Source organism: Acidiferrobacter sp. (assembly GCF_054609335.1).
Genome location: NZ_JBTRWP010000020.1, coordinates 24,387 through 50,610, shown reverse-complemented (window position 1 = coordinate 50,610; position 26,224 = coordinate 24,387). Strand labels below are relative to the sequence as shown.

At 60.7% G+C, this 26,224-nt stretch carries 33 protein-coding genes; 24 read left to right on the top strand and 9 right to left on the bottom strand.

All coding sequences use genetic code 11. The features are described 5' to 3' along the window. The 4 genes from ACYCTF_RS07220 to ACYCTF_RS07205 all read right to left on the bottom strand — a co-directional run. Positions 1 to 244, bottom strand: a 244-nt coding sequence (locus ACYCTF_RS07220) for a twin-arginine translocation signal domain-containing protein (RefSeq protein WP_461284757.1), incomplete at its 3' end; no start/stop codon positions are given. A gap of 36 nt (positions 245 to 280) precedes the next feature. Then, entirely contained in the window at positions 281 to 679 is a 399-nt protein-coding gene (soxX, locus tag ACYCTF_RS07215; protein ID WP_461283050.1) for a sulfur oxidation c-type cytochrome SoxX, read from the bottom strand. 161 nt (positions 680 to 840) lie between these two features. After that, on the bottom strand, positions 841 to 2,271 hold the full coding sequence (locus tag ACYCTF_RS07210) for a M48 family metalloprotease (protein ID WP_461283051.1): 1,431 nt from the start codon (positions 2,269 to 2,271) through the stop codon (positions 841 to 843). Positions 2,272 to 2,285: 14 nt separating this feature from the next. After that, positions 2,286 to 2,591, bottom strand: coding sequence for a hypothetical protein (locus tag ACYCTF_RS07205; protein WP_461283052.1), 306 nt, complete (start codon positions 2,589 to 2,591; stop codon positions 2,286 to 2,288). A 170-nt stretch (positions 2,592 to 2,761) separates the two neighbouring features. Between ACYCTF_RS07205 and ACYCTF_RS07200 the strand changes: the two genes are divergently transcribed. The 16 genes from ACYCTF_RS07200 (at position 2,762) to ACYCTF_RS07125 (ending at position 15,784) form a co-directional block, all read left to right on the top strand. Further along, the gene (locus tag ACYCTF_RS07200) at positions 2,762 to 3,091 is read left to right on the top strand and encodes a rhodanese-like domain-containing protein (RefSeq protein WP_461283053.1); all 330 of its coding nucleotides are present in this window, start codon (positions 2,762 to 2,764) and stop codon (positions 3,089 to 3,091) included. Positions 3,092 to 3,271: 180 nt separating this feature from the next. Beyond that, positions 3,272 to 3,505 (top strand): sulfurtransferase TusA family protein, encoded by a 234-nt coding sequence (locus ACYCTF_RS07195; RefSeq protein WP_461283054.1) that lies wholly within the window; start codon positions 3,272 to 3,274, stop codon positions 3,503 to 3,505. 29 nt (positions 3,506 to 3,534) lie between these two features. Beyond that, positions 3,535 to 4,005: a sulfur carrier protein DsrE2 gene (gene dsrE2 / locus ACYCTF_RS07190; protein ID WP_461283055.1), complete on the top strand. Its 471-nt coding sequence runs from the start codon at positions 3,535 to 3,537 to the stop codon at positions 4,003 to 4,005. Between the two features lie 125 nt (positions 4,006 to 4,130). Then, positions 4,131 to 4,805: a 4Fe-4S dicluster domain-containing protein gene (locus ACYCTF_RS07185; RefSeq protein WP_461283111.1), complete on the top strand. Its 675-nt coding sequence runs from the start codon at positions 4,131 to 4,133 to the stop codon at positions 4,803 to 4,805. A gap of 62 nt (positions 4,806 to 4,867) precedes the next feature. Continuing rightward, positions 4,868 to 6,280, top strand: coding sequence for a heterodisulfide reductase-related iron-sulfur binding cluster (locus ACYCTF_RS07180; protein WP_461283056.1), 1,413 nt, complete (start codon positions 4,868 to 4,870; stop codon positions 6,278 to 6,280). Between the two features lie 3 nt (positions 6,281 to 6,283). After that, a complete protein-coding gene (locus ACYCTF_RS07175; RefSeq protein ID WP_461283057.1) occupies positions 6,284 to 7,333 on the top strand; it encodes an FAD-dependent oxidoreductase in 1,050 nt (349 codons plus the stop codon). Then, positions 7,308 to 8,174 (top strand): hypothetical protein, encoded by an 867-nt coding sequence (locus tag ACYCTF_RS07170; protein WP_461283058.1) that lies wholly within the window; start codon positions 7,308 to 7,310, stop codon positions 8,172 to 8,174. The genes ACYCTF_RS07175 and ACYCTF_RS07170 overlap by 26 nt, the downstream gene beginning before the upstream one ends. A 24-nt stretch (positions 8,175 to 8,198) precedes the next feature. Next, positions 8,199 to 8,948, top strand: a complete 750-nt coding sequence (locus tag ACYCTF_RS07165; protein ID WP_461283059.1) for a 4Fe-4S dicluster domain-containing protein — start codon at positions 8,199 to 8,201, stop codon at positions 8,946 to 8,948. Further along, the gene (locus ACYCTF_RS07160; RefSeq protein ID WP_461283060.1) at positions 8,941 to 9,852 is read left to right on the top strand and encodes a CoB--CoM heterodisulfide reductase iron-sulfur subunit B family protein; all 912 of its coding nucleotides are present in this window, start codon (positions 8,941 to 8,943) and stop codon (positions 9,850 to 9,852) included. The genes ACYCTF_RS07165 and ACYCTF_RS07160 overlap by 8 nt, the downstream gene beginning before the upstream one ends. 64 nt (positions 9,853 to 9,916) lie before the next feature. Further along, entirely contained in the window at positions 9,917 to 10,363 is a 447-nt protein-coding gene (locus tag ACYCTF_RS07155; protein WP_461283061.1) for a biotin/lipoyl attachment domain-containing protein, read from the top strand. Further along, positions 10,363 to 10,761, top strand: a complete 399-nt coding sequence (locus ACYCTF_RS07150) for a DsrE family protein (RefSeq protein ID WP_461283062.1) — start codon at positions 10,363 to 10,365, stop codon at positions 10,759 to 10,761. The genes ACYCTF_RS07155 and ACYCTF_RS07150 overlap by 1 nt, the downstream gene beginning before the upstream one ends. Positions 10,762 to 10,857: 96 nt before the next feature. Then, positions 10,858 to 11,295, top strand: coding sequence for a glycine cleavage system protein GcvH (gcvH, locus tag ACYCTF_RS07145; protein ID WP_461283063.1), 438 nt, complete (start codon positions 10,858 to 10,860; stop codon positions 11,293 to 11,295). A gap of 49 nt (positions 11,296 to 11,344) precedes the next feature. Next, on the top strand, positions 11,345 to 12,502 hold the full coding sequence (locus ACYCTF_RS07140; protein WP_461283064.1) for a radical SAM protein: 1,158 nt from the start codon (positions 11,345 to 11,347) through the stop codon (positions 12,500 to 12,502). Beyond that, positions 12,499 to 13,587 (top strand): lipoate--protein ligase family protein, encoded by a 1,089-nt coding sequence (locus ACYCTF_RS07135; protein WP_461283065.1) that lies wholly within the window; start codon positions 12,499 to 12,501, stop codon positions 13,585 to 13,587. Before ACYCTF_RS07140 ends, ACYCTF_RS07135 begins: the two co-directional genes overlap by 4 nt. Beyond that, positions 13,568 to 14,632, top strand: coding sequence for a geranylgeranyl reductase family protein (locus ACYCTF_RS07130; protein ID WP_461283066.1), 1,065 nt, complete (start codon positions 13,568 to 13,570; stop codon positions 14,630 to 14,632). Before ACYCTF_RS07135 ends, ACYCTF_RS07130 begins: the two co-directional genes overlap by 20 nt. A 21-nt stretch (positions 14,633 to 14,653) precedes the next feature. Continuing rightward, on the top strand, positions 14,654 to 15,784 hold the full coding sequence (locus ACYCTF_RS07125; protein WP_461283067.1) for a radical SAM protein: 1,131 nt from the start codon (positions 14,654 to 14,656) through the stop codon (positions 15,782 to 15,784). 74 nt (positions 15,785 to 15,858) lie between these two features. Here the strand turns inward: ACYCTF_RS07125 and ACYCTF_RS07120 are convergent, their stop codons facing one another. Continuing rightward, positions 15,859 to 17,082: an OmpP1/FadL family transporter gene (locus ACYCTF_RS07120; protein WP_461283068.1), complete on the bottom strand. Its 1,224-nt coding sequence runs from the start codon at positions 17,080 to 17,082 to the stop codon at positions 15,859 to 15,861. 253 nt (positions 17,083 to 17,335) lie between these two features. Here ACYCTF_RS07120 and ACYCTF_RS07115 point away from each other — a divergent pair, with 253 nt between their 5' ends. The 4 genes from ACYCTF_RS07115 to ACYCTF_RS07100 all read left to right on the top strand — a co-directional run bounded on the left by ACYCTF_RS07115 (position 17,336) and on the right by ACYCTF_RS07100 (position 20,529). Then, positions 17,336 to 18,658 (top strand): OmpP1/FadL family transporter, encoded by a 1,323-nt coding sequence (locus ACYCTF_RS07115; RefSeq protein ID WP_461283069.1) that lies wholly within the window; start codon positions 17,336 to 17,338, stop codon positions 18,656 to 18,658. Between the two features lie 118 nt (positions 18,659 to 18,776). After that, positions 18,777 to 19,655: a hypothetical protein gene (locus ACYCTF_RS07110; protein ID WP_461283070.1), complete on the top strand. Its 879-nt coding sequence runs from the start codon at positions 18,777 to 18,779 to the stop codon at positions 19,653 to 19,655. A gap of 85 nt (positions 19,656 to 19,740) precedes the next feature. After that, complete coding sequence (locus ACYCTF_RS07105; protein WP_461283071.1) at positions 19,741 to 20,142, top strand: hypothetical protein; 402 nt, start codon at positions 19,741 to 19,743, stop codon at positions 20,140 to 20,142. 3 nt (positions 20,143 to 20,145) lie between these two features. Beyond that, on the top strand, positions 20,146 to 20,529 hold the full coding sequence (locus tag ACYCTF_RS07100) for a hypothetical protein (RefSeq protein ID WP_461283072.1): 384 nt from the start codon (positions 20,146 to 20,148) through the stop codon (positions 20,527 to 20,529). On the opposite strand, the gene ACYCTF_RS07095 is transcribed toward ACYCTF_RS07100, so the two are convergent. Continuing rightward, positions 20,530 to 20,856, bottom strand: coding sequence for a hypothetical protein (locus ACYCTF_RS07095; RefSeq protein WP_461283073.1), 327 nt, complete (start codon positions 20,854 to 20,856; stop codon positions 20,530 to 20,532). An 85-nt stretch (positions 20,857 to 20,941) separates the two neighbouring features. On the opposite strand from ACYCTF_RS07095, the gene ACYCTF_RS07090 reads away from it, so the two are divergent. The 4 genes from ACYCTF_RS07090 (at position 20,942) to ACYCTF_RS07075 (ending at position 24,296) form a co-directional block, all read left to right on the top strand. Continuing rightward, a complete protein-coding gene (locus ACYCTF_RS07090; RefSeq protein ID WP_461283074.1) occupies positions 20,942 to 21,355 on the top strand; it encodes a hypothetical protein in 414 nt (137 codons plus the stop codon). Further along, positions 21,352 to 22,533 (top strand): acetoin utilization protein AcuC, encoded by a 1,182-nt coding sequence (locus ACYCTF_RS07085; protein WP_461283075.1) that lies wholly within the window; start codon positions 21,352 to 21,354, stop codon positions 22,531 to 22,533. Before ACYCTF_RS07090 ends, ACYCTF_RS07085 begins: the two co-directional genes overlap by 4 nt. Continuing rightward, positions 22,521 to 23,684 carry an aldo/keto reductase gene (locus tag ACYCTF_RS07080; protein WP_461283076.1) on the top strand — a complete coding sequence of 388 codons (1,164 nt, stop codon included), beginning with the start codon at positions 22,521 to 22,523 and terminating at the stop codon, positions 23,682 to 23,684. The genes ACYCTF_RS07085 and ACYCTF_RS07080 overlap by 13 nt, the downstream gene beginning before the upstream one ends. A 153-nt stretch (positions 23,685 to 23,837) precedes the next feature. Then, the gene (locus ACYCTF_RS07075) at positions 23,838 to 24,296 is read left to right on the top strand and encodes a GFA family protein (RefSeq protein ID WP_461283077.1); all 459 of its coding nucleotides are present in this window, start codon (positions 23,838 to 23,840) and stop codon (positions 24,294 to 24,296) included. Between the two features lie 265 nt (positions 24,297 to 24,561). Here ACYCTF_RS07075 and ACYCTF_RS07070 read toward each other — a convergent pair whose 3' ends face one another. The 3 genes from ACYCTF_RS07070 to ACYCTF_RS07060 are packed head-to-tail and all read right to left on the bottom strand — an operon-like array spanning position 24,562 to position 25,956. Continuing rightward, positions 24,562 to 24,759 carry a DUF2283 domain-containing protein gene (locus ACYCTF_RS07070; RefSeq protein WP_461283078.1) on the bottom strand — a complete coding sequence of 66 codons (198 nt, stop codon included), beginning with the start codon at positions 24,757 to 24,759 and terminating at the stop codon, positions 24,562 to 24,564. Positions 24,760 to 24,812: 53 nt separating this feature from the next. Continuing rightward, positions 24,813 to 25,001 carry a hypothetical protein gene (locus ACYCTF_RS07065; RefSeq protein ID WP_461283079.1) on the bottom strand — a complete coding sequence of 63 codons (189 nt, stop codon included), beginning with the start codon at positions 24,999 to 25,001 and terminating at the stop codon, positions 24,813 to 24,815. After that, the gene (locus ACYCTF_RS07060) at positions 24,991 to 25,956 is read right to left on the bottom strand and encodes a hypothetical protein (protein ID WP_461283080.1); all 966 of its coding nucleotides are present in this window, start codon (positions 25,954 to 25,956) and stop codon (positions 24,991 to 24,993) included. The genes ACYCTF_RS07065 and ACYCTF_RS07060 overlap by 11 nt, the downstream gene beginning before the upstream one ends. Between the last annotated feature and the right edge of the window lie 268 nt (positions 25,957 to 26,224).

Below are 26,224 nucleotides of genomic sequence, written 5' to 3'. Positions count from 1 at the left end.
CCACTGCTCCGTTTTCGGCCTCGAGCGGCGCATGGAGGTGCAGGCCGCCCTGAACGATCGGCCGATGGCCGAAGAGTTCATGCAAGACCACCGGTATCTTCTTTTCATGGAAGATCGCCTGCGGCCAGGTCGGCCAAGTGTGGGCTAGGGCCTGGCCCGGACGCAAGAGGCCTGCGCCTGCTGCCACCGCCAGGGCCGAACCCGAGAACGCCTGTTTCAAAAAGGTTCTGCGTGGAAGGTTCATACCGTCATCCTGTTATTTAAAGGGTTTAGGAGCGTCTTATAGGGTCCAAAGAAAATCTACGACCTCGCGGATCTGCGTCTTGGTCAGGATGTGGTCTTTGCCGAAGGGCGGCATCGCGGTGTGAGGGTCGTTCATCGTGGGATCGTAGATCTGCTCGAACAAGGCCTGCTTATTCGGGAACTGTGTTCGCAGATCACGTAGCGCCGGCCCGACGTTGCCATCCATAGTGGTTCCCGCGATGACATGGCAAGCCATGCAGTTGCCAAGCGCTCTATTGATGACGATGCAGCCGCCTTTTTGAGCCGTGTCCGTGGGGTGCGCGGCGCATTCTTTCGCTGTCGGGGCGCGGCCCGCGGCCATGGCCAGGGGCGCGAGGAGCAGGCCTGCGCCGATCGCAATTGCCCGTACCGCGTGTAACGCGGTCTTAGTGCCCATGCTTCCTCCTAGTGCTCAAAGCATTTTATTGGGGTTTTTATAGTTGCGACAATCGTCGGACAATCGTCGCCGCTTCAACCATAGCGACCGATCTGTAGTGGCGTCAAGGGAATATTGGGGGAACGCAGTCCGTCGTGGCCCTGAGGCGGCGCTTCCGCGCCTCAGGGAAACGATGGCGGGACGTTCCAGCCTTCCTTGAACGCGACCTTCAGAGTTTGAAGGCGCCCGCGGGCGGCGGGTCTCTTCGCAAACGGGGCGGCAAGCTTCAGTTCCTGGGCGGCGCCTTTGGCGTTGCCCTCCAGGAACAGGGCTTCGGCCAAGGCCTCGTGCGCATGGAGATAGTCGTGGTGCCGTCCGTAGATGTGGGCGAGCGCGCGGTAGAGGTTGGCACGGTAGGGGTCGCGATCCAGGAGTTGCTTCACAAGCCTATGGGCGCGGGCAGATTGGCCTGCCGCGAGCAGAGCACGGGCCGTGAGTCTCCCGATCCATAGGCTTTGGGGGCGGAGGGCGCGTGTCTCTTCGAGGACGCCGACGGCGGCCCGCAAGTGGCCTGTTTCCCGCCAGAGGTCGGCGAGGGCCGTACGGTAGGCGATGGTATCCGGAGAGGCCTGGATCAGTGCCCCAAGGATCTGCCGGGCCTTTGTGAATCGTCCGAGGCGCATATCAGCCAAGGCCTTTCCGTAAACCGCGGCGGACTGGTCGTGTCGGCCCCTCAGGTCTTCGGCTACTCGTTCAGCGGCTGTGTAGGGGCTGCCCTGCTCGGCAATAAGCGCGGCCTGGAAGCGGTCGAACGCGGGACGATCGCGAATCGGGGGGTCGGGGTAGCGGGCCGCCAGGTTTTCGGCCTCCGCGATACGGATATCGGTCGCTGGGTGGTTACGCCAGGATTCCGGGATATCGACGCTCATGAATCGATCGTAGGTTTTAAGTCGTCGGAAGAACGCCGCCATGGCATGAGGGTTAAAGCCGGCCCGCACCATGGTGCGCAGCCCAAAATGATCCGCTTCCGATTCGTAGCCGCGCTCATGCTTCAGGGTCTCGTCGGCAAGTCCCGCGGAACTTAGGGACATCGCCGCCGCCCCGCCCTCGAATTGCGAGGTACCCATGAGCAGTGCGCCGGCCAGGATACCGGCGAGCGCCGCCCAGGATAGTTTGTGAGACATGGCGATAAGCCGCGGGATGTGGCGCTGAGTGTCGTGCGAGATCTCGTGCGATATGACGGCCGCGAGCTCGTCCTCGTTGCGGGCGGCCATGATGGCCCCGCTATTGATGAAGACGTAGCCTCCGGGAACCGAGAAGGCGTTTACGACCGGGTTCTTAATAATGTAGAAATGGAAATCGATCTGTGGATCGAAGCTTGCCGCAACCAGCCGCCGGCCCAGGGTTCGAACGAAGGCCAAGGCGTCCTGGTCCTTGACGAACCGAAAGGTCTTGCGGGCATGCAAAAGGAAGGCGCGTCCGAAGGCCGCCTGTTGGGCGCGCGACATCACGACTGCCGACGGGTGCCCAAGATTCGGCAGACGGCCGAGATCGGCCGCCGCCGGGTTTGAGGAGATCAGGGCAAGCAGCGCAAACCCGAGCCGTTTGCCCATCAGAGTTCGCCCGTTTACTTCCCCAGCGCCGGCGAGCTGGAGTAGCGCTCCATGACAGTGCGATCCGTCCAAGAAGACTCCTTCAAGACGGCGTCCGGTATGCGGAATTGCAACTCTTTGCTGACCGCGACTTCTTTGACGATCTTCAGGATCTGGTCGTAGCCGATTTTGTACAGGAATCCGCTGTGGTCGGTCTTGCGGGCGATCATGCAGTTCTCATAGAGCCGGTATACATAGAGATTGGCCGGCCGAATCTTTCCCTCATAGTCCCGCCATGCGACTGTATAGCGGGTGTCGGGCTTGAAATCATCTTTTTTCAAGGTCTTATGCCTCCGGTTCAGGGCGTGCGCGGGACTCTAGCACGGGCCCTTGGGTCGAGCAACGCCGAAACCGCCCTAGCGAGGCTTGCATACCGCGTCAAAACGGTGCAAGCTGCCGGGCTACATCAGTATTTCACGACTTTGTTACATAAGAGAGGTTTCGTCTGTATATGGTCGCATTTCAGGACCTGGATCCCATGGACCTTCAGAGGCTCTTACAAGACGGCGACGACAAGCTCGTCCTCGTCGATGTCCGGACCCCCGCCGAGGTGGCGCGCGGGACCATTCCGGGCGCGCGATCCATCCCGCTTCATCTTCTACCCGTGAGCGCAGGCACGCTTGACAAAGGGCAAGCGGTGGTCTTTTATTGCCAATCCGGTGGAAGGTCGTCGCAGGCGTGTCAGTATTTGCGGCAACAAGGCCACGATAAGCTTTACAACCTGCGCGGCGGTATCATGGCGTGGGTGCGAAACGGCTTGCCGGTCGTCTCCCCGAGCTAACGAATCTCTCTATAGGGGCGGCAGGCAAGACGCGCATGGCCGCGGGGACCGAAAGTCCGTAGCGCAGGCGGTGCGGGTACGATAGGGAGTAGGGGTCATGGATGGGTGCGGACCGCGGGATGGCATCGTCCGGGTCGTCGCGAAACCGAGATTATTCATGTATGAAATGTGGAGGAAATCATGGCGACTTTCGATAAAGAATTGGATGCCCGCGGCCTGAACTGCCCATTACCCATTTTGCGCACCAAGAAGGCGCTGAATGACTTGACGGGCGGCCAGACTCTGAGGGTGGTGGCAACCGACCCGGGCGCTATCAAAGATTTCCAGGCCTTTGCCAAACAGACTGGAAATGAGCTTGTCGAATCAGGTGAGGCAAACGGCGAATTTACGTTTGTACTCCGCAAAAAGGCATAGTTGACGACGGTCAACAGGAGGAGCCCCCAATGACCACGAAGAAACTCGCCATTATCGCTACGAAGGGCACGTTGGATTGGGGCTACCCGCCCTTCATCCTGGCGTCTACAGCCGCCGCCCTCGGTTACGAAGTTCAGATATTTTTTACCTTCTACGGCCTGCAGCTCCTCCGCAAGAGTCTTGATCACCTCAAGGTTACCTCGCTCGGCAATCCAGGCATGCCCATGCCTATGCCCATGCCGGTGCTTCTGCAGGCCCTGCCGGGCATGCAGAGTGTGATGACGATCATGATGAAGCAGAAGATGAAGTCCAAGGGCGTAGCGAGTCTCGAGGATCTGCGGAACCTCTGTGCCGAGGCCGATGTCAAGATGATAGGCTGCCAGATGACGGTGGATCTCTTCGGGTTCAACCCCAGCGATTTCATTCCGGGCATCGAGATGGGCGGGGCCGCCACGTTCTTCGAGTTTGCGGGCGAGTCGGATATCTGTCTTTTCATGTAGGTCTTTATCGGATATCCGATCACTGGTCTTCCGGAGTGGACTTCGGTGGGCTTGTCGAGTAAATTATTAGTAATTACTAATATTCCGAAGCGTCGAAGGAGCAAGTAATGGCGACTTACGCGGAGATGCGAGAGATTTACGAAGATATTCGTAATGATTTTCGTTACGATCACGAACTGAACGGCTGTCTCAACTGTGGTATCTGTACCGCGACTTGCCCCGCCGCGCACTTCTACGACTTCAGTCCTCGCGAGATCGTCCAGCTCCTCTGGACGGAAAACGTTGAACAAATCTACGATGCCATGCAGGAAAAGATCTGGGCCTGCGCGCAGTGCATGACCTGTGCGGCGCGTTGCCCGTTCAAGAATTCGCCCGGCGGCCTCATCGCCATCATGCGCGAAGTCTCTATCAAGCATGGTATGCAGTCGGCCAAGGATGTCCTCCGGCCTTTCGGACGGGTGATGCTGAAGCTGATTACGACCGGGAATCAGCTGTCCCCGGACATGATTCAGCCGGATCACTTCCCGGACTGGGGCCCGAACATCCAGAAGGTCGAGGGTGACCTCAAGATATTGCGCAAGGCGATACCGGTGCGCACCCTTCAGACCACGGATACCGCCTGGGAGGTCTCTCTCAAAACTTCGGTGGAGATGTATACCATATGGGAGATGACGGGCGTGATGGACGCGTTGCAGATCGTCGATGAAAACCTCTTTGACGTGATCGAGGACTTCATCGACGAAAAGCGCGAGGACTACAGCGATTGGCTGGAAGCCCAAGAGGACCAGAAGGACGACTGAGCTCGGTCGGCCCTCGATTATGGTCTAAAGCGTGACGAATGTAGAGCCTGAGGAGATAGCCTATGAAACCGACAGATCAGAGCCCCGGCAATCACAACGCGCAGGCGGCGGGCGCAGGCGCAGGCACGATGAAACCTGGTTTTCACAACACCGATGGTCAGGGAGTTGCCGGCCACGGATCCTTTTTCCAGCAGACGAACCTATCCGGGGCGGACGCCGCCAAGGCCACCGAGTGGGTGCGTAAGCAGGTCGATCGGCGCACGCTTGATCTCGCTGACCGCATGGACGATATCCGTGACCACATGTGGGAGCTGGAGAAGGACGGTCAGATTATCGTGCATCGTATCAATGACGAGCACGAGCCCAAGATGGTAAAGACCCTCTTTGGCTGGGACAAGAAGATCCCGACAAAGCAGCTCTGGCACCATAAATCTTGTGGCCAATGCGGCAATATCCCCGGATACCCCACCTCGCTTCTCTGGTTCATGAATAAGTTCGGCTTTGTCCCCGGCAAAGACTATCTGGACGAGACCGACCAGACTTCGTGCACGGCCTGGAATTATCACGGATCGGGCATCGGGAACGTGGAGTCGCTGGCCGCGGTGTTTCTGCGGAATTTCCACCAGGCCTATGTGTCCGGCAAGCAGCATGGTTTCGAACTCGGCCACTTCTTCCCGCTGGTCCATTGCGGAACATCCTTCGGAAATTACAAGGAGATTCGCAAGTATCTGATCGAGTCATCCGAACTGCGTGAGAAGGTCACCAAGATTCTTGGAAAACTCGGCCGCCTCGTCGACGGTAAGCTTGTGATCCCTGAGGAGATCGTCCATTACTCTGAGTGGGTGCACGTTATGCGCAAGCGCATCGCCTCGGAGCTGCAGACGATCGACATGTCCAACATCCGCGTGACCATGCACGTAGCTTGCCATTACTACAAGATGGTCCATGAGGACGCTGTGTATGACCCGGAAACCTTGAATGGCAACCGTACAGCGATCGGGACTGCCATCGCCGAGGCCTTGGGTGCTCAGGTGATCGACTACTCGACGTGGTACGACTGCTGCGGTTTTGGGTTCCGCCACATCATTTCGGAGCGCGAGTTTACCCGCTCGTTCACCATGGATCGCAAGATCAAGGTGGCGCGCCAGGAAGCGAACGCGGACGTCATGATCGGGAACGACACGGGTTGTATTACAACGATGGATAAGAACCAGTGGATCGGCAAGGCGCATGGTCAGAACTTCCAGGTGCCGATCATGGCGGACGTGCAACTTGCGGCCTTGGCGTGCGGAGCGGACCCCTTCAAGATCGTCCAGCTGCAATGGCATGCCAGCCCCTGTGAGGAGCTCGTCGAGAAGATGGGGATCGACTGGAACAAGGCAAAGGGCGATTTCGAGAAGTACCTGAAGCAGGTCGAGCAGGGCAATATCGAATATCTCTACAATCCTGAGTTGGCTCTGGGGGGCAAGGCGTAAGCGATGCAAAAGACGGTATTGGTGGTTGGAGCCGGCCCAGCGGGGCTGGCAGCAGCGGCAGGGGTGGCGGCGAGCGGTGCGCAGGCGGTTCTCGTTGATAAGGCTGCGAAGCTTGGTGGGACGCCGATATTGTCGGGCTACGCTAAGCTCGTGCCGTCTGGCGAATGGGCTCGCGACGCAATGGGGCGGATGGTCAAGCGCGTCGAAGAGTCGAAGAGCGTGACGATCTATAAGGAGACCAAGGTCACGAAGCTTGCGGGTGAGGCCGGGAAATTCACCGCGACCTTGTCGAACGGCACGTCCGTGGAGTGCGCATCCGTCATTCTGGCCACTGGCTTCACGCACTTCGATTCCATCAACAAGCCCGAGTGGGGCTTTGGGACCTACGAAGACGTGGTGACGACGACCCAGGTCGAGCAGATGGTGGCGGCCGGCAAGATTGCCTGTCCCTCGGATGGGCGAGTGCCGGAGCGTGTGGCGATCCTTCTCTGCGTCGGTTCGCGCGACCGGCAGATCGGGCGCGAGTGGTGCTCGAAGATCTGCTGCACCGTATCGACCAACTTGGCGATGGAGATCAAGGAGTTATCGCCTACGACGGACGTGTTCATTTACTACATGGACATCCGCACCTTCGGGCTCTATGAGGACCGCTTCTACTGGAAGTCCCAAGAGGAGTTCAAGACGAAGTTTGTGAAGGCGCGTATCGCGGAAGTGACGCGTGCACCGGATGGTCGTCTGCTGGTCAAGGGTGAGGATACGCTTGTCAAGCGTCCGATCGTGATCCCGATGGATCTGGTCGTGCATGCCATTGGCATGGATCCGAACGAGGATAACCCGGAGATAGCACGGGTGTTCGGTGTCGGGCTCGAGAAGCACGGCTTTATAGACCGGGCCGAGCATTACACCAACACCTGCGGCACGACTCGGCGCGGCATCTATGCGGTGGGAGCCGCATTGGCGCCAGAGACGATCGATGACTCGATCTCGCAAGGCACGGCGGCCGCTCTGCGCGCTGTCGCGGATCTCGATGCTCTGGTTCAAAAGAGCGCCTGAGGCGGCGCGCGGGAATAGCGCCGACGCCGAGGCCGTGGAGCCTGTGGCGCTCGGCGCGGAGCTCGATGGGCGCGTATTCGCTCACAAGTTCGCGCAATTCGTCGAGATGCTGGGGGACAGCGGCGGGATCGAGCCCTTTGTTGCGGCGCTCGAGACCAAGCGTCAGCTGTTTGCCCGCGCGCTCGCTCGCGACGCCCTGGACGATTTTGTACCCGAGACCTTGGAGACTCTACTCGAGACGGTCATGACGGCGCGCAAGCGGGTCTGGCCATCGTTCGAGAGTTACGGAGCCACCGCGACGCGGGAGGCGGTTCGCGATCTCATATACGGGACGCAGCCCGTGGGTGAGCGGCTCGTGACCTTCGCGCAGGTGATACCGGCCGTGTCGAGCGAAGGGGAGAAGGGTGAGCGCAAGGTCCGGCGTGCGTTGCTGGACGTGGGCGCCGAGATGCTGCATTTCCGGGACCCCACGCGTTATCCGCTCATGAGCCGTTGGGTGTGGGATCAGGCGACGCATACGGGGGCCTTGCGGGAGTTCGTCAAAGGTGGCGACACCCTGGATAAAGTACCGCTCGGGAGCGACCCGGGTGTGTACGAGGCGGGGCGCAGGTGGCTTGCCGAGCGTATGGCTGAGAATGGGATGTATCGGGACCCGGAGTTCATCGTCGACATGTTTCTCGCGCATGCCTATGCGGACTATATGCGGGCTTTGTCGAGTGGCATGGGGCTTTTGAATGCCGACTTTGGGGGCAAGAGCGACCCGCTTGAGGTGGTAAAAAAGATTTTGGGAATTGACGCGGCGCGGCGCACGGAATCGCGTGTAAAGAAGGTGCTGCATTGAGCGCAATCAGGAGAGACGGTTGACATGGCTATTCACGAGAAATCACTGATCGATGCGGAACGTATCCAGACCAGCGACAACTTGGTCTTGGATGGCGTCGATGTGTCCGGGCATTGGAATACGATGGTGTTGCCGCGGTATCTGACCGACTACGATACGGACTTCGCGCGCCAAATCCGGACCTTCTCGGGCGGCGAGAATGTGCACCGCTGCTGGCAGTGCGGCTCGTGCACGAATTCCTGCACGGTCTACGCCCAGAACACTGACTTCAATCCCCGCTATTGGATCTATCTCACGAATCTTGGCCTGAAGAAAGAAATTTTGAAGGACAAGGACATCATCTGGACATGCGTTTCGTGCAACCGCTGCACGAATATCTGCCCGAAGGATGTGAAGCCCGAGGGCGTCATGAAGGCGCTCGCCCACTGGCTCGAGGAGGAGGGGCATACGCCGGAGAGCAAGTCGACGATCTTCGATACCGAGTTCCTTGATCAGGTCTACGCGACCGGGCGCATCGAGGACACGCGCGTTCTCCTGAACTTTCTACGTAAGACCAACCAGTCTCTGATGCCGCCATGGTTGATCGAGATCGGCAAGCGTATGACGAAGTATTTCCCATTGACCTTCCTTATGCATATGGGGCTTCATCTCGTGTTCAAGCCGCGGACCAAATCCTGGGGTCGCACGGGCGACGTTTTGCGCGAATACGTTCACGAACAGAAAGAGATCGCGCGCAAGGCGCGCGCTATGCCAAAGGAGGCGGTCCATGTCTAAAGTTGCCTATTACCCCGGCTGCGCTCTGGAAGGCTCTGGCGGCCCTTACGACAAGTCGACGCGCGTGCTAGTCGACAAGCTCGGTCTCAAGATGGAGAATCTCGAGGACTATAGCTGCTGCGGAGCGATGGAGGTGAAGAATGTTCACCCCATGCTCCAGACTTATATGTCGGCGCGCAATCTCGCCATCGCGAGCGAGAAAATGGGCTACGACACGGTGATGGCGCCGTGCAACGGCTGCTACCACAATTTGAAGAAGACTGAATACGAACTCGCGACATCCGAAGAGCACCTGAAGACCGTGCAGGACCTGGCCAAGAAGGCCGATGATCCGGTCTACAAAGGCGATGTTCGCACGGTCCACCTGCTCGAATGGTTGATGGAGGAGTTGGGACCTGAGGGCGTCAAGGCGAAGATCTCGAAGAGCCTAAACGGCGTGAAGATCGCCAACTACTACGGCTGCATGTATACGCGCCCTCGCCAGATCTTTCCTGAAAAGGATCAGGGGCCGGGTTCGGAGTCGTCCTACAAGCCCCATTTCATGGACGACCTGTTGGCTGCCGCGGGGGCCGTGAACGTGGACTTCCCGCTGAAGACTGCGTGCTGTGGCGGGGCGCACACCCTGTCAGATTCCGATACCTCGACTCAGCTTGTGCTCAATATTCTGCAGGCGGCCGAGGAGTCGGGCGCGGAGGTGATCGCGACCGAATGCCCGACCTGCCATTCGGGGCTTGAGATGCATCAAGTGCGTGCGGAGAAGGAGTTTGGTATCACGACGAACGTAAAGATCGTTTATTTTACGCAGCTCCTGGGGCTTGCTATGGGCATGTCGGCGCGTAAGGTCGGGATCCACGAGAACATCAGCGACTCCATGGCATTCCTTAGGGAAAAGGGTGTAGCCTAAAGCGCTCTGGTGGATATGGGCTTCGCTTTGAGACTAAGGACGGCGCACGGAGGACCGGGGTCCGGTGGAGTATAACGGCTGCGAGTTTCGCCCTGAACTGTACTACGACCGCGAGTTTCAGATCTGGCTGCGCCGCGAGGAAAGCGGCACGATCACGATCGGCATGACGGATATCTCGCAGGCGATCGCGGGAAAAATCCTGCATGCGCGGGTGCGTAGACCCGGAACCTTGCGGCCGGCCGGTAAGCCGGTCGCCACCATTGAAAGTGGCAAGTGGGCGGGCCCCATACCCAACGTCTTCGATTGCGTGATCGAGGAGGGGAATAAAGAAGTTTTGGAGGATCCGAATCTCCTGAACGTCGAGCCGTACGAAGCCTGGGTAGCGCGCGTGAAACCCGTGGCGCCCATAGACGAGGTGCTAGAAGCGCTTGTCACAGGCGAGGAGGCAGCGCGGGGCTACGCCGAGCGCTGCGTTCGCGAGGACATCAAATGTACGCGGGGCGCACGTTGATGACCGACGACCACTATCTCGACCAAGCCGAAAAGTCGGTCTTGATCGTCATGACGAGCGGCCCGTCGACGCCCCATCGCTGCGCCACACCCTTCTATCTAGGCGCGATTCTGGCATCCATGGATGCTGATGTGCGCATTTTTTTTACCATGGAGGGCGTAAACCTCCTGAAGAAGGGCGTGGCGGAGAATTTAGTGGCCATGGAAGGGGGTAAGCGCGTCATCGAATTTATGCGCGACGCCAAGGCGGCGGGGGTGAAGCTCCACCTGTGTCTGCCGGCCTTGCCGGGCTATAAAATGGACGAAAAAGCGGATATTATCGCTGAGGTCGACGAGTGCTCCAGTGGCGGTACGCTGGCGGACTTGATATTGTCTTGCGACAAGGTGTTGTTTTTTTAGAGTTTTGTAGGATCAGACATACTAGGGATTGCAACCTGTCCTGCATCGGCAGTATCTATGCGGGTCATTTCTGACGACACGGGAGGGCTTTGCTGAATGGCTTCGGTACGCGGCTGTAATATTCCGGAAGACTTGAGTTACAACGTCGATAACAACGTCTGGGCCCGACGCGAAGCCGATGGCACCGTCACGGTTGGGCTCACGGCCTACGCGTGTTCGCTGGCTGGCGAAATCGTCGCCTACACCCCGAAGAAGGTCGGCAAGGACGTCGCCAAGGATAAGTCCTGCGCGACGGTCGAGTCGGGCAAGTGGGTGGGCCCCGTGAAGACGCCAGTGACGGGCTCGGTGGTGGCCGTGAATGACGCGGTGACGAGCAAGCCGGGTCTCATCAACAAAGACCCCTACGGCGAGGGCTGGATCGTGAAGATGAAGCCCACCGATTGGGACGGCGAGTCCAAGTCGTTGAAGGTGGGCGGCGATGCCGTCAAGGCCTTCGAAGGCAAGATGGATAGCGAAGGCTTTAAAGGCTGCTAGGACAAAAGGCGCGAGGCGATCGCGCCTTTTGCGTTTACGAAGGGGTCTCATGAGCGCGTGGTCGGAAATCCTCGAGGCGGTCGAACCGCTGGAAGATCTGGTGTTCGACAAGGGCCTCATCGAGCGCTTGTCGGCGCCAGACCGGGCGCTCCCCGGGATCAACTTCTACACGCCGACTTTCAAGAGTTACGCCAGTAGTGAGATCAAGGACTGCGGGCGCAGCGCATGGCCCGCGGTCTCGATCACAGGCGGTGATTGCAAACTGAATTGCGATCACTGCAAGGCGAAGATCCTGGAGCCGATGATGCCGGCGCGGACGCCGGAGGACTTGTGGCGGACGGTCAATGACATCGTCGCGCAGGGGGCGGGAGGGATGTTGTTGACGGGGGGGTCTAACCACCGCAACGAGGTGGAATACGATGCCTACTACCCGACCATTCGGCGCATCAAAGACGAGTTTCCCCAATTTCGGATCGCGATGCATACGGCCTTGGTCGATGCGGCCATAGCCGCGCGCATGGCCGATGCCGGGATCGATGCCGCCATGATGGATGTGATTGGCGCGCAGGATACCATCACCCAGGTCTATCACTTGCGGCGCTCGGTCGACGATTTCGAGCGGGCGCTGGAGGCCTTGACTGCGACCTCTATGAAGGTGGTGCCGCACATCGTGGTGGGGCTCCATTACGGGCAGTTGCTCGGTGAATGGAACGCGCTCGAGATGGTCGCGCGCCATAAGCCTGCGGCGCTGGTGCTTGTCGTGGTCATGCCGACCTACGCAAGCGAGTCGCGACCCTTTGTCGCACCTGATGCTCACGAGGTGGGACAGTTCTTTGGCGACGCCCGTGACATCTTGTCGGACACGCCTTTGCTGCTGGGTTGCGCGCGGCCTGCAGGTTCGGTGAAGCGGCTGATCGATGCCTATGCGGTCATGGCGGGGGTCGATGGTATGGCGCACCCAAGTGACGGCATGGTGGAGCTTGCCGCCCGTCTCGATCGTCGGGTGCGCGTTACCCCGGCCTGCTGCTCGATTGCAGTGGGCGATGAGGTGCTGGCGATGGATGATGCCAACGCAGGTCTCGAGATCGACCTTGCGGAGATCGTGCGGCAGGAGCGCGAGCGGCGCGAGGCCCAGAAGCGGCAAGCGGTCTTCGGTCGGGTCAAGGTGATCGGAGGCGAAGGCCGATCGGGTTGCTGCGGGGCATGAGCCGTCCCTGGCGCCTCCTCGACACGGGCCTGCGTCCTGCGTCTGAGAATATGGCGCTTGATCGCGCCTTGCTCGAGTCTTGTCAGGCGGGTGCCCCCAATACACTGCGTTTTTTGCGTTTCGAGCCGTCCGCGCTTATCGGTTTCCATCAAAGCGCGTCCCAGGAGCTGGACCTCGATTACTGCCGTAACGAGGGCATCGCGATCTCGCGGCGCATAACGGGCGGCGGCGCGCTTTATTGTGATCAAGGTCAAATCGGGTGGGAGCTCTTCGTGGATCGTCGCACGTTCGCGACGGCCGATATGATGGAGATTGCGCGCAAGGCGTGCGGGATGGCGGTACGGGGACTGCAGTCGCTGGGCGTGCAGGCAGCGTTCCGCCCGCGCAACGATATCGAGGTGCAGGGGCGTAAAATCGGCGGGACTGGCGGGGCCTTTGATGGCGAGGCCCTGCTCTACCAAGGCACGGTGCTGATCGATTTCGACGTCGAGCGCATGCTACGGGTCTTGCGGATCCCGCGCGAGAAGCTTTCGGGTAAGGCGATCGCCTCGGCGCGGGAGCGTATAACGACGTTGCGTGCCTTGCTGGCGGACGCCACGCCGTCGGTGGCGACCGTACAGGCGGCGCTCGTCCAAGCCTTTGCCGAAGGTCTGGGGGTGGACTTCGAGGCGGGGGACTTGACTGCCGCGGAGCGCGAACTCTATGAGACCTATAAGGTCGAGATGGCAGGCGACGACTGGGTCTTCGAGACCGATAGGCCTCGTCTCGAGGTGGCCACGGCGAGCGCCTTGCGTAAGACGCCCGGCGGACTCGTGCGCGTCATGGCGATGGTGGACACAGCGCGCGGGCGCTTGAAGCAGGTCTTCATCACGGGGGATTTCTTCATCGATCCGCGCCGCACTATCGTTGATCTCGAGGCGGCCTTGCGGGATCTGGCCCTGGAACGGATCGACGAGGTGGTCGGAAAGTTTTTTGCAGGCCGTGAGGTCGACATGTTATTGCTGACCCCCGATGACTTGCTGGGGGTACTGCACGAGGCAATACGGACGCTAGAGCCCAAGGATCATGAACGCGTCGGCGTTTGATGTTCTGGTGGTAGGTCTTGGGCCAGGTGGCACGTCGGCTGCGCTTTCGGCGGCGCAGGCCGGGCTTTCAGTGCTCGCGATCGACAAGCGGCGGACGGTCGGGGAGCCCGTGCAGTGTGCGGAGTTTGTGCCGCTGACCATGGGGCGCTATGCGAAGCCCGCGCTCGTGCAGCGGATCAGTGGCATGCGCAGCGTTCTGCCTTCGGGGGCCTGCGAGCATTCGGATTTCCCGGGGCTCATGGTCGACCGTGCGGCCTTCGACCAGGCCTTGGCCTCCGAGGCCTCGAAGGCCGGCGCCCTGCTGCGTATCCAGACGGCGCTTAAGGCGGTCGAACCTGATGAACATATGGTGACCTTGCGAAGCCCGGAGGGCGATGTCGAGCGGGCCCGCTACAATATCCTGATCGCAGCTGACGGGCCGCATTCGACCGTTGCGCGCGCGGTGGGATTGGCACCGCTGAAGACCGTGGAGACACGGCAATACCAAATGCCTTTGTGTCGCCCTTATGCAGACACGGATATCTGGCTGTCCGATGAGTTCCCGGGCGGCTATGGCTGGTTGTTCCCACGTGGATCGGTCGCTAATGTCGGTCTCGGGGCGGATCGGCATCTGGCGGAAGATCTCAAGGCGCCGCTTGAGCGCCTTTGTGCGATGCTCGCGCAAGAAGGAGTCGTGGGCACGGAGATTCTAGGGCGCACGGGCGGCAGCATCCCAGTCGGTGGCCTGCGCACGCCCTTGGTCCACGAAGACATTCTGTTCGTGGGCGACGCTGCGGGTCTCACGCACCCGATCACGGGAGCGGGGATCGCGAGCGCCGTGGTGTCGGGTGAACGTGCCGGACTTGCGGCGGTGGCGTTCCTGGGGGGCGATGCGGGGGCCCTGGATGAATACGCGGAAGATATGCAAGACGAATTTGCTGACAGCCTCGCGCGCGCCGTGGCGCGCCGGCAATGGTTGATGGAGCGCTGGCACACGCCGGCGGCCCATTTGGACGCGACCCACAAGCGGGGCTGGATCGCGTTTCGTGAATACTTCGCACCTTAAGTTCTGCTGAGGAGACCTACTATGAGCGCTACCGCCGACGCCGTTACGCCGATTACGTTCTACCGGCCCAATTACCACGTAAAGACCCCGGACATGCGGTCGCCGGAGTATGTGCAGATGTCGACGGCGGCGGCCATCACGCTCGGGCTCATTCCCGGCCAGATGCATAGGACCGGCTGTACGCATTGCTTGAACCTCCTCGTGACGTACTCGGAGGGGTGCCGAGCCAACTGCGCCTACTGCGGTCTTGCCCGCCATCGCGAAGAGGCGCGCGATTACGCTGATCGGAACTTCATTCGCGTGGATTGGCCGGCGGTGCGTTATGACGAGGTGATCGAGCGCATGCAGGCCGGCAGCGACAAGTCGCAGTTCCAGCGCATGTGCATCTCGATGATCACGCACCCTGAGTCGGATCGCGACACCATGACCTTGTTGAAGCGCTGGGTCGCGGCCGTGCCGCACGTCCCAGTCTCGATCCTGTCGAACCCGACGACCATGGAGAAGGCCGATCTCATCGCCTTGCGTGACGCGGGCGCCGATATCTTCACGATTGCCCTGGACGCTGTGACCCCCGAGATCTTCGACCGGACCCGCGGCAAGGCCGTCGACAGCCCGCACAAATGGGCCAAGTACTGGCAAGCCCTCGAATGGGCCGCCGAGGTCTTTGGGCCCGAAAAGTTTGGTGCGCACCTGATATGTGGCATGGGTGAGACCGAGCGGGAGATCCTGGAGGTGGCCCAGAAGATTACGGACATGGGCGGACACAACCATATGTTCGCGTTCTTCCCGGAGCGCGGCTCGCTCATGGAGGATTGGGCCCCGGTCTCCAAGGATCAATGGCGGCGCGTACAGCTTGCACGGTTCATCATCGACTACGCAGGCGGCCACATCCGCGACATGCATTTCGACGACGAGGGTCGGGTAGTGGACTTTGGCATGAGCGAGGCCGATGTGGCCGAACTCATCGCCTCGGGCAAGCCCTTTCAGACCTCGGGTTGCCCCGGCAAGGATGACGAAGAGATCTCGGCCTGCAACCGTCCATACGGCGATTCAAGCCCGTCCGACATCCGCTCCTTCCCCTTTGCCTTGAATCGTCGCGATGTCGAGATCGTGAAGCGGCAGATGGCCGGCGAAGACATCGGGACCTTGTAGCGCAATAGCGGTGCCAAGGAAGGCCGGGGGCATGATCGCCCCGGCCTCTCGTCAGTGGCGCAGGCCGCCTCCGCTCAGGAGAAGCGTCGGCCGATACTGATGCCGAACAGTTGCGCGTGGGTCTTGTATGTCCCGTCGTAGGCACTGGTGCCGTTGGGGTCGCCGCCATTGAAGGCGGTATTCGACACATAGGTGCGGGTGTTGAAGAGCACATACATATAACCCGCGCTCAAGCTCCACGCCCCCAAGCGCTGACTGGCCCCGAAACTGAATTCCTGGCGATTCGCATCGGGGATGCGCGCCGAGAAGTGCGCGTTCGTGGCCCCCGTGACGTCATAGGCATAGCCCGCTCTCAGTCTCACATGCCGACTCAGGGCGTAATGAAAGCCCAGCCGATAGGCGTTTGAGGGCTGCCAGTCATAGGTGCTCGTGAGCAAGGTGGGGCCGCCGACCGCCGGCGCCGGATTGACTGCGATATTGCTAAAGCGGCTCCAGCCTGTACGATCAAAGTCAAATTCGACCCCAAGCTTGGTGTTCAGTGCATCGCGCACACCGAGCGCGAATTGCCACGGCAGGTGCAAGGTGGCGTTCACGGGGATCGAGCCTGCATTCGAGGCGAGCGTCCCGTCGAGCGGCACGTTGGCGGCCGAGCGGTAGTTGGCGCCGACGCTGACCGGGCCCCATTGTCCCAAGGCCCCCACGTGCGCACCAACCTGGTCGCCTGATCCGCTGACGGTAGCCGCAGGCGTTCCGAGAGCCACCCGATGCGCGTCGTAGTAATCGGCCCCGACATCTACGGCAACATGGCCGAAGCGATACGAGAAGCTCGGTGCTACGTCAAAGAGGCGCAGTTGGGTGAAGGTGGGCGCAAGCGCCGATGCCGGTCCCTGGGCAAGCGTAGAAAATGTTTGTGCAGGCCACGCGATCTGCAGCCCATAAGGCTCATTTATACCAAACCCGAAGCGTGTGTGCGGCGCGATCTTGTCCGCCCAGAAGAGGTTGGGCATCGTCTCCCAGTGTGGGGTGGTCGCAACGACTGACCCTGTGCCGCCGGTCGGTGTCACCTGCGTGTGCACGTCTATCCCGAGAAGCCCGAGATCGTATCCGCCTTTGTGAAACGCCATGGCGGCAGGGTTATAGGCGAGTGCGCCCATACTTGCAGTGTTGGCGACGAGGGCATCCGCCTCGCTCAATCCCGCGATTGACAACTCCGCGAGCGCGAAGCCCGACGCGTGGGCGGCGCCCAATCCGGCGACTGCGATCAGCACCGCGGGCATGATGGATGTTCGGAGACGCATATTAGTCTCTCCTAATGTTGTGTGGAGTCTTCCATAAAGTTTAGCTTATGGCGACGCATTGTCCGGGGTCGCGTAGTTCATCATCACATCCTTCGTGCATATTGACAGGAAGATGACGCTTAGGGAATATTGCGGAGTCTGTTCGCGTCTGGAGTTCCGCCAATAACGATTCTAACGACAAAAAATACAAATAGACGCGAACGACGCGGCATGCGTGCCGCCTTTCGTGGTTCATGTCCAATAGGAGGACATCATGGTGAGTACTAAGAAGTGGACGCTGGCTACGGCCATCGCGGCCGCCATCGCCCTACCTGCTACCGCTCTTGCAACGACCGCTGGCTACTTCCAGCTCGGATACAGCTCCATCAGTGACGGTATGGCTGGCGCCACCGCCGCTCTCCCCCAAGACAGCATGATTCAGGCGATCAACCCCGCAGGCATTGCCTTCGTGGGGAGCCGTTTGGATCTGGGTGTGGCCGGGTTCTGGCCGCATCGGAGTTACGCGTCAGGTGCGCCTGTGGGGGGCATGCCTAGCCCGGGTAGCCACAGCAGTAGCACGAACTTCTATTTGATCCCGCATGTCGGCTACAGCCAGCGCCTGAGTCATAACAACTACGTTGGTATCGCGATCTATGGTAACGGCGGTATGAGCACGAATTATCATTCACCAGCGGCGAGCCCGACCACCGGTGCGGGCGGCCCTTATTATGGCGGGCAGACCGGCGTAAACTTGTCACAGCTCTTCGTGCAAGCGACGTACTCCCGCAAGTTCATGCGGCATGATGCGGTCGGCCTCAGCCTGATTTTTGCGCGCCAAACTTTTAGCGCCGACGGGCTTGGAGCCTTCGGTGGCAATTCTACGGATCCCCAGCATCTGAGTGGCAACGGTGTCTCGACGTCGACCGGTGTAGGTTTCAAGGTTGGTGGCCAGTTCCGTCTCATGCCGGGCATCAACCTGGGGGTGGCCTATTCGCCGCGCATGTCCATGTCGAAGTTCTCGAAGTACTCGGGTCTCTTCGCGGGCGGCGGACGCTTTGATATTCCGGCGAACGGCGTCATAGGGCTTGCCTTCAAGCCAACCTCAAGCCAGGTTCTGGCCTTTGACTTCCAGCGCATCTACTACAACGATGTCCCGGCGATCGCCAATCCTGGGCCCACGAATGATGAGGGGTGTAATCCCAATACGGGGACATGCCAATCAAGCCCACAGGACGCGGATGCTTTGGGGGCGCCGGGGGGTGCGGGCTTCGGCTGGCAGAATATCTCTGTCTACAAGCTCGGTTATCAGATTGCTGTAAATCGAACGGTGACGGCTCGCGTAGGCTTCGCCTATAACACCCAGCCGATCCCATCTTCGCAAGTCATGCTGAATGTCTTGGCGCCGGGTGTCATCCAGCGGCACGTCACGGCGGGCTTCACCGTCCGCACCGCGCGCCACCAGGACTTCACGATGGCGGCCATGTACGGGTTGCCCCAGTCGGTCTATGGCAATGCGCCCGCGGGCTTTGGCGGTGCGCCGATCAAGATCAGCATGCACGAGTACCAAGTCGAGGCGAACTGGGGATGGAAGTTTTAATAATAAAAGCGCTTGTGATTCACATCGTGTGAACATGGGGGGCCTCGGCCCCCCTTTTTTCTTGCGAAAGAAGAATAAGGGGTGAATTATGGATAAAAGGCAGTGGTTGGGATGTTGCATGGCCGTGACTCTCGCGATCGGTACCGCGGCAGCCGCCCAGACGCGCTACAAGCCCTTTGTCCTGGGTCAGAAGGTTTCGGGTTCGGAGGCGATGACGAAAGTCGTTTCTGATACCCGGGCGGCCTTGGCGAAGAACGGTTTCGATGTCGTGGGGCAATATGTTCCGTTTCACAATACGACCATCATGTGTGCCACCTATCCCGAGATGTTGGACGCCGCGGGTCAGGCCCGCCATGGCGGCTTCGGAGCGGTCGAGCGGATCTCGATCACAAAGGTGCACAGTACATGGCAGGTGTCCTATGTGAATCCGGACTACTTGGCGGTGGCCTATGGACTGCACCCCTTGCCGAAGACCGACGCCGCCTTAAAGACTGCACTTGGCGCCATGAAGGTTTTCGGGTCGCGGCGGGGGCTTACACGCGACGAGTTGAAGCCCGGGAACTACCACTACGCGCTCTTTATGCCCTATTTCAATAATGTGTACCGTGCGCGTCGGTTCCCCAATCATGCGGCGGCGCTGACTACGATCCGCGCAAACCTCGCCCGGCATGTGGCCGGTACTTCATTCGTCTATGAGGTGAACGTGCCGGGGACGCCGAAACCCACGACGGTCATTGGGTTTGGGATCAAGAGCGGCAAGGGCGGTGATCACCACATCCTGCATATCGTTGATGCTCACCGCTATCGCGGCTACGCCTATCTTCCCTATGAAATGATGGTGATGGGGCGGCGGGTCATTGCTCTTCGTCCCCGCTATCGCATCGCCGTGAACTTTCCGGATACCTCCATGATGGGTTCGCACGGCTTTATGAACATCATGAGTGCACCGGGCGCTATTCGTAAGGTGATACGGCAGGTCGTCGGCCGCCGGGGTTGATGGCCAAAAGCGGCGGGCGAATCCGCCTGCCGCTTTCCCTGTCTCGGGGCCAGGCTTAGAATGGACGCTTTGGCGGGGAGTCGGCATGAAGTCCATCAAGGTCACCGATGTAGGGCAGATTAAAAACGAACTGAACAAATACCGCAGGGGCCGCAAACTCGAGATCCGCCAGTTCAACCAGGCCGCGCGCCTCGCCTGGCTTGGCAAGGTCACGATGATGCCCCTGGATCCCGAGGACCCCGAGGTACAGTCCTTCCTGATGTATATCGATTTTCCGGATGGCTTGAGCGCGCGACTCCTGAACATTGATGACGACTTGGTTGGCCGCATCTTCATTCTGGATGGCGAGCAGGCGGGCTATATGGCCGAGATCGTGGAGCAAGGGGTGCGCGAGCGCGCGGCGCTCTACGAGGATTTGGACCGGCGCGACTTTTATTTCGGGAAGTTCTACCGGCCTGGCGCGGACGAGGAAGAGGTGGGCGGTTAGCGCATGACGGCCCCGACGATCGCCGCGCGCCTCAAGCGTCGTTTTTTGGTCATGACAGCCGACGTGGCCCTGCGCGAGACGCTACGCGCCCTGGTGCCGCCGGACTGGGAGATGGTGGCGATCACATCCCTGGATGAGGCCGGCGACTGGAACGAGATCCTGCTCTATCGCTTTCTGCTCCTGGATCTCGATGAGGTCGAGGCCTTCGACCCCATCGACGTGATCAGGACGTTGCGTATGGAGTATCTCCTGCAGATCGCGGTCTTGTGTTTCGGCGGAGACGCCGACATCCAAGACGAGATGCGCATGTCGCGCGCCGACCGCTTCTATGGGCGCGAGCAGATCGTGACCGTCCTGCCGCAGTTTCTGGCGCAATACGCTTGGTAATTAGCCGACCCAGGCGTGCTCCATGACATCGAGTCGCAGATCCTGACGGAAGGTTTCGCCGCCTTGTTCGATGACCAAGGTCGCGACGCGGCTGCCCGCGGTGTCGAAGGCAAACTCGCAGGTGAAGGTGTTGGGCAAGGTGATCTGCTGATCACAACGCGCCTGATTCTCTCCGTCGACTACGACTTGCGCGCGGGCGCGCCCTTCGCCTTCGAGTAGGGCCTGGATGCGGAAGGGCTTTTTGGGGACGCGACGGTAGACCTGAGGGTCGCGGTTGGTGTTGTAGATGAGATTATTCAGACGCACGAGCTTCACAAGCTTTTTCATGGGCCTCCCGGACGCCGCCCGCGATTGGGCAGTGTGATAATATTAGCGAATTCTACGTAATACGAGGCGGGAGGTCTAGCGCATCATGGGGGCGTCAGGGCTTGAGGCGGTGATGCGCGACGTGGATCGCGAGATTCATGTCCTGGAAGACGGGCTGCGCGAAGGGAAGCTCCCCTTGGCTCCGACTGTGGAAAGCTCTTTGCGCTTGGTCAATCGCTTGATGTTGGCGTTTGCGCAGGCCGCGGATCGGGCGATCCCGGGACTGGGGGAGGATTCGGATCCCCTTGAGGTCTTCAAGGCGTTCGTGAAGGGGGACCCCTCCCTGAACGCGGTGCGCGATAATGTGCGGGAGCTTGTGTATTACCGCAATTGCCTCGCCTCCGGCCGCGAAGATGCCTTGCCGACCAATCCCGTGGCGATGGCGGTGCGGACGGTGCGGCACACCTACCTCTATATGCGCACGCGCGCGATCAAAGAACACGGACTGCAAGAGAAATGATCGAGGCGGCAGCGGGGCCGGGAGTGGCGCGCCGGGCCGTTTTCATTGCGGGCCCGCACTATCGGCGGCCCAGCTACGGAAGTAATCATCCACTTGCCATCCCGCGCGTGTCGCTCGCCTTCGACGTGATCGAGGCCTACGGGGCGCTCACGCCTGAGGAGTACGTACGGTCGCGCCCGGCGAGCGTCGCCGAGTTGACCCGTTTTCATACCCGCGACTATGTCAATGCGCTGAAACGCACCGAGGCCTTTGGGCGCGTGCGTGCGGCGGATCGGGCGCGTCACGAGATCGGTACCATAGAAAACCCCTATTTCCCCGGGATTTACTACACGCCGGCGCTTGCCACCGGGGGCAGCCTGCAGGCGGCCGATGCTGTCCTCTCCGCGTCTCATGCCTTCAGCCCCGCAGGCGGGATGCATCACGCCGTCCCCGATGCGGCGCGCGGGTTCTGTTACTTCAACGATGTCGTTCTCGCCATCATGCGGTTGCGCGATGCGGGTCTGCGGGTCTTGTATCTCGACATCGACGCCCATCACGGCGATGGGGTCGAGCAGGCGTTTTGGGATGACGTGGGAGTCTTTACCTTGTCGCTCCACATGGACACCGCCTACGCTTACCCGTTCAAGGGTGGCCGCCTGCAGGATCAGGGAGGGCCTAAGGCGCTCGGGTGCGCCCTCAACGTGCCCTTGCCGCGCGAGACCTCTGATCGGGAATATCGAGAGGTGTTCGATCACGTATGGCAACCGGTGGTCGAGCGTTTCCGTCCAGATGCGGTCGTTTTGCAGACCGGGACCGATGCCTTGTTCGGGGATCCCCTGGGCCGGTTTCGGCTTTCCACCGCAGGCTTCCTCTCGATCGTCGAGCAGGTCATGGCCGTCGGGGTCCCGGTGCTCGCCACGGGCGGCGGCGGATACCATCCGCTGCTCTTGGCGCGGGCCTGGGCCGGCGTGTGGGGGCTGCTCTCGGGGCGCACGCTGCCTGTGGCACTGCCGGAGGCCGCAAGCCGTGCCCTGCGCGCGGTCGGTTGGGACGAGGATGAGGACGAGCCCTACTACGAGGATCTGTTCCGTGACCGCTTGGAATACGGCGAGGAGCGGCCGGTACGCCCCGTGATCCGCGAACTCGTGGCCATGCTTTCGGGTCATGTGGCCCTGAAGAGGTGTCTGTGGGCCTCTTAGGCGCAGGCCCGGCCGGGCCGATTCCGGGGGTGGCGACGCGCGAGGCGACGCTTGCCTACAGCCGTAGCCACGGGAGTGCCTTCGATCCTGGCCACTACAGCGATTTTCAGGGGCGGATCAAGTTAAGTGCCATAGGCCTCGGAACCTTCCCGGGATTGGCTGATGACGACACCGACCGGGCGATCGCCGATATTGTGCATAAGGGGCTTACCAATGGCCTGAATGTCATCGATACCGCGGCTCATTACCGTTATGGGCGTTCGTTGCGTGCCATAGGTGTCGGCCTGCGCCGGGCCCTGGACGACGGCGTGGATCGCAGGGCCTTATGGCTCATGTCCAAGGGCGGCTTCGTCACCTTGCCGGGCACGCCTCTTGCTGATCCTGCCAGCTATATCGAGACCGAGATCATCGCCAAAGGGCTCGGCCGCCCCGAGGACTGCGCGGGCACGCAGGTCTTGAGTCCCGCGCATATCCGCGCCCAGATCGATCAGAGTCGCGCGGCGCTGGGGGTCGAGACGCTGGATGCTTTCCTTATCGATCAGCCCGAGGTGCAAATCCCGGCGGTGGGCAAGGCCGCGCTGATCGACAAGCTTGGCGCGGTGTTCGTGGCGCTCGAGGAGGCCGTGCGCGCAGGGGCGATCGCCTACTACGGGGTTTCGAGTTTCCAGGCCTTTCGGGTGGCGACCGATGACGCTTTGTTCCTGTCGCTTGCCTCGCTCGTGGCGCTCGCCCAAAAGGCCGCCAAGGCGGTGGGTGGCACGGAGAGCGATCATCACTTCGCCTTGATCGAACTGCCGTTCAATGCGGTCATGCCGGAGGGCTTCTCGCGCTTCAATCAGATCACGGGGGACGGCGGTGAGGCCTCGACCTTACAGGCGGCGCTTGCGCTCAAACTCTATACCGTGGCAAGTCACGGCCTTTTCAAGGGGCATCTCGCCAAACAGCCCATCGACATCCTCGTGCAGGCGATGCCGAGGCTTGCCAACGATGCCCAGCGCGCCTTGCAGTTCAATCGCTCAACCCCGGGTCTTGGCACGACGCTCGTGGGTCTTAGCACACCCGCCCACCTAGACGATGTGCTTGCGGTCGCGCGCACTCAGGTCTTGAGTCACTCCGCCTATATGGCGCTCTATCGGCGTACCGAGAATTGATGCCCTTGGGTGTGTATCGATACCGGATGCCAGTCGCGATTGTCTGAGCAGGCGCATATGATGGTGTCGCCATGGTCTGCGGCAAGCGACAGGATGTTCATCTAAGGGCTATGGTTTCCACAATGGTGTCTGGGCCATAGGGAGAAAGGAGAAATGTCTCAGCTAACTCTGAAAGGCAGCTGCTTATGCGGTGCCGTGAAATACGAGGTGACGGGTGATCCGCAGCGTTTCTATCACTGTCATTGTTCGCGATGCAGGAAGTCTTCGGGAACGGGACATGCCACCAATATACTGATGACACAGGCAACGCTTGCGTTCTCTCATGGCGAACCACGGCTTAAACGCTTCAAGTTGCCGGGTGCTGAGCGGTTTTCCCGGCAATTTTGCACGGAATGTGGTAGCCCGGTCGCACGCGTTGTCCCCGCATTGAACGCTGTCGTGATCCCCGCGGGCTCGTTGGACGACCATGTCCCTATCAAACCTCAAGGGCGCATATACTGGGACTCGCGTACGGATTGGACGTGCGACGGTGATACGCTACCGCGATTCCCTGAAGGCCCTTCCGGCCTGCTTCCCGCGATCGTTCAAGGGCCGGCGGCGGGCGACGGCTGACCGTTCCCCGGATTTCTGTGGCCGAGGAGCAAGCCACTACGGGTCCCGGGAACGGCTGTGGCGAAGGCATTTGCAGACAGAAAGTGTACCAACCGCATAGTAACCCAGGTCTATCCCGAGGCTGGCGCGGCTACGGTTCCACTCACGCCGACCTCGGGCGTCACTGGCGTCGATTACGCTAAGAGCGGCGGGAATTGGGACCAGAGAACGGCCTGATCACATGCACGGGAGGTCGGCATGGTGAGCGAGGCGAAAGAAAGATGAGCTATGCTGCAATATGGATGTTGCGAAGAGTGTCCACGCCGCTCTTCTTGGAGGCGTCCAAGATCTCGATACCCACTAAATTCCCGTTTTTGTGATAGTCCAGGATTACTCCGGACGCGATCTCTTCGCTTTCCTCAACTGGCGTTGCCGCAAGCTCGATGTATAACGCATCCGATTCCCTGTCAACGCGTACTAGCACGGGTACCTCCGGTGACGTGCTCCCCGGCATGAATGCCGGGGCTTCTGTGGGTGTCACATGCCAGCCGCGAAGGACTGGGCAACCAGAAAGGGGTAGCAGGTGATAGTGTCCGCGGCATGCTCGTCGGCGTGATCGTGGACACCGCAGCACGGAAGAAACAGGGTCTCTCCCTTTCGATGCGCGCGATCGACGATGACGGCATGCGGCAGACACGCCCGCGACGTGTACCAGCTAGGGACCACTACCTCGGGAACACCGTTCCATTGGCACTTCTGCGTGGCCCTGCGCTGGTACTGCCCCTTCGAACCATGATTGATGAGTTTGTTGAAGGCACGCCCCTTGTACTGAGGGGCGTTCTTTTCGACGGCTTCGACCGTGAGGTCCTCGCGGACGATCGCCGCCTGATGTTTTTTCGCGAGCTCCATCTCGATATTGGAAAGGAACCCGAACCAGTTCTTCTTGATGGCCGTGATGCGGGCGTACAGGGCACGCCGCGCCACCTTGAGGTCGTGGATGAGGCCGAGTGTCCGGAAAAAACGCCCGCATCCGCTCGCCGCACGGCCCGTGTTTCATCTCCTTCTCGATGCGCGCATCGTCGTCCAACTTCAAAGCGCCGATAATCCCCTCGCGCAGGGCGCGGAGATGGTTGTAGGCGAGATCGATGCGTGCGCGGTAGCCGTCGATGCGCCCGGATAGGTCAGCCACCTTTGCCAGAAACTTCCGGCCGCTGTAGCGTACCCGCTCGATGATACGAATAGCGGGCGACAGCGCCTGACTTTCCAGAAAAGCCCGCACCCGGTCTTTGCCGTCCAGGCCATCGAGCGCGGCGACGATGGCCTGGAGATCGGCCGGCGCATCGGCGACCGCCACCGACAGCGCCACGGTGTTGGCGTAGCCGAAGTCGCGGCCCACGAAGGCCTGATGTCCTTCGGAATCCGCCTTCTGGGGCGATCCCTCCGGTATCGGTGGCTTCCCGGCCACCAGCCGGGCGCCGATACGTTGTGCGGAGATCTCCAGGATCAGGGCGGACCACGTCGGGACCGACGAGGCGATACGCCAGGCGATCTCCTGGGCAAGCACGACGGGGACGCGTAATCGCGGGCTTCGAGGTTCGAGGCCGGCCAAGTCGAGGAACCGGTAATAGCGCCGGTTGGCGTCATCGGCCAGAAGCGTGGCGACGCCATCGCGCAGCGCCAAGGCCTCCCTACGCTGTTTGCTTGGCAGCGTCCAGGTGGAGCTGGAGGGTGAAGTCCGCGTTCTCGCCGAAGGCCGGTGGCTGATAGCGTGCCTGGGCGCGGGCATGGATGTCGCGCAAGACTTTTGGTCAACCAAGCTTGCATTGCCTCCTTGCAAGCTCCGCCGTTTAGGGCGGGGTAGGGGTAGTTGACGGGGGCCGGTTTCGTGTCGCTCCATGGCAGGATGCCAAAGCCTTCCTCCATCGTCGGCCATACGGCCGGTCCGCAGG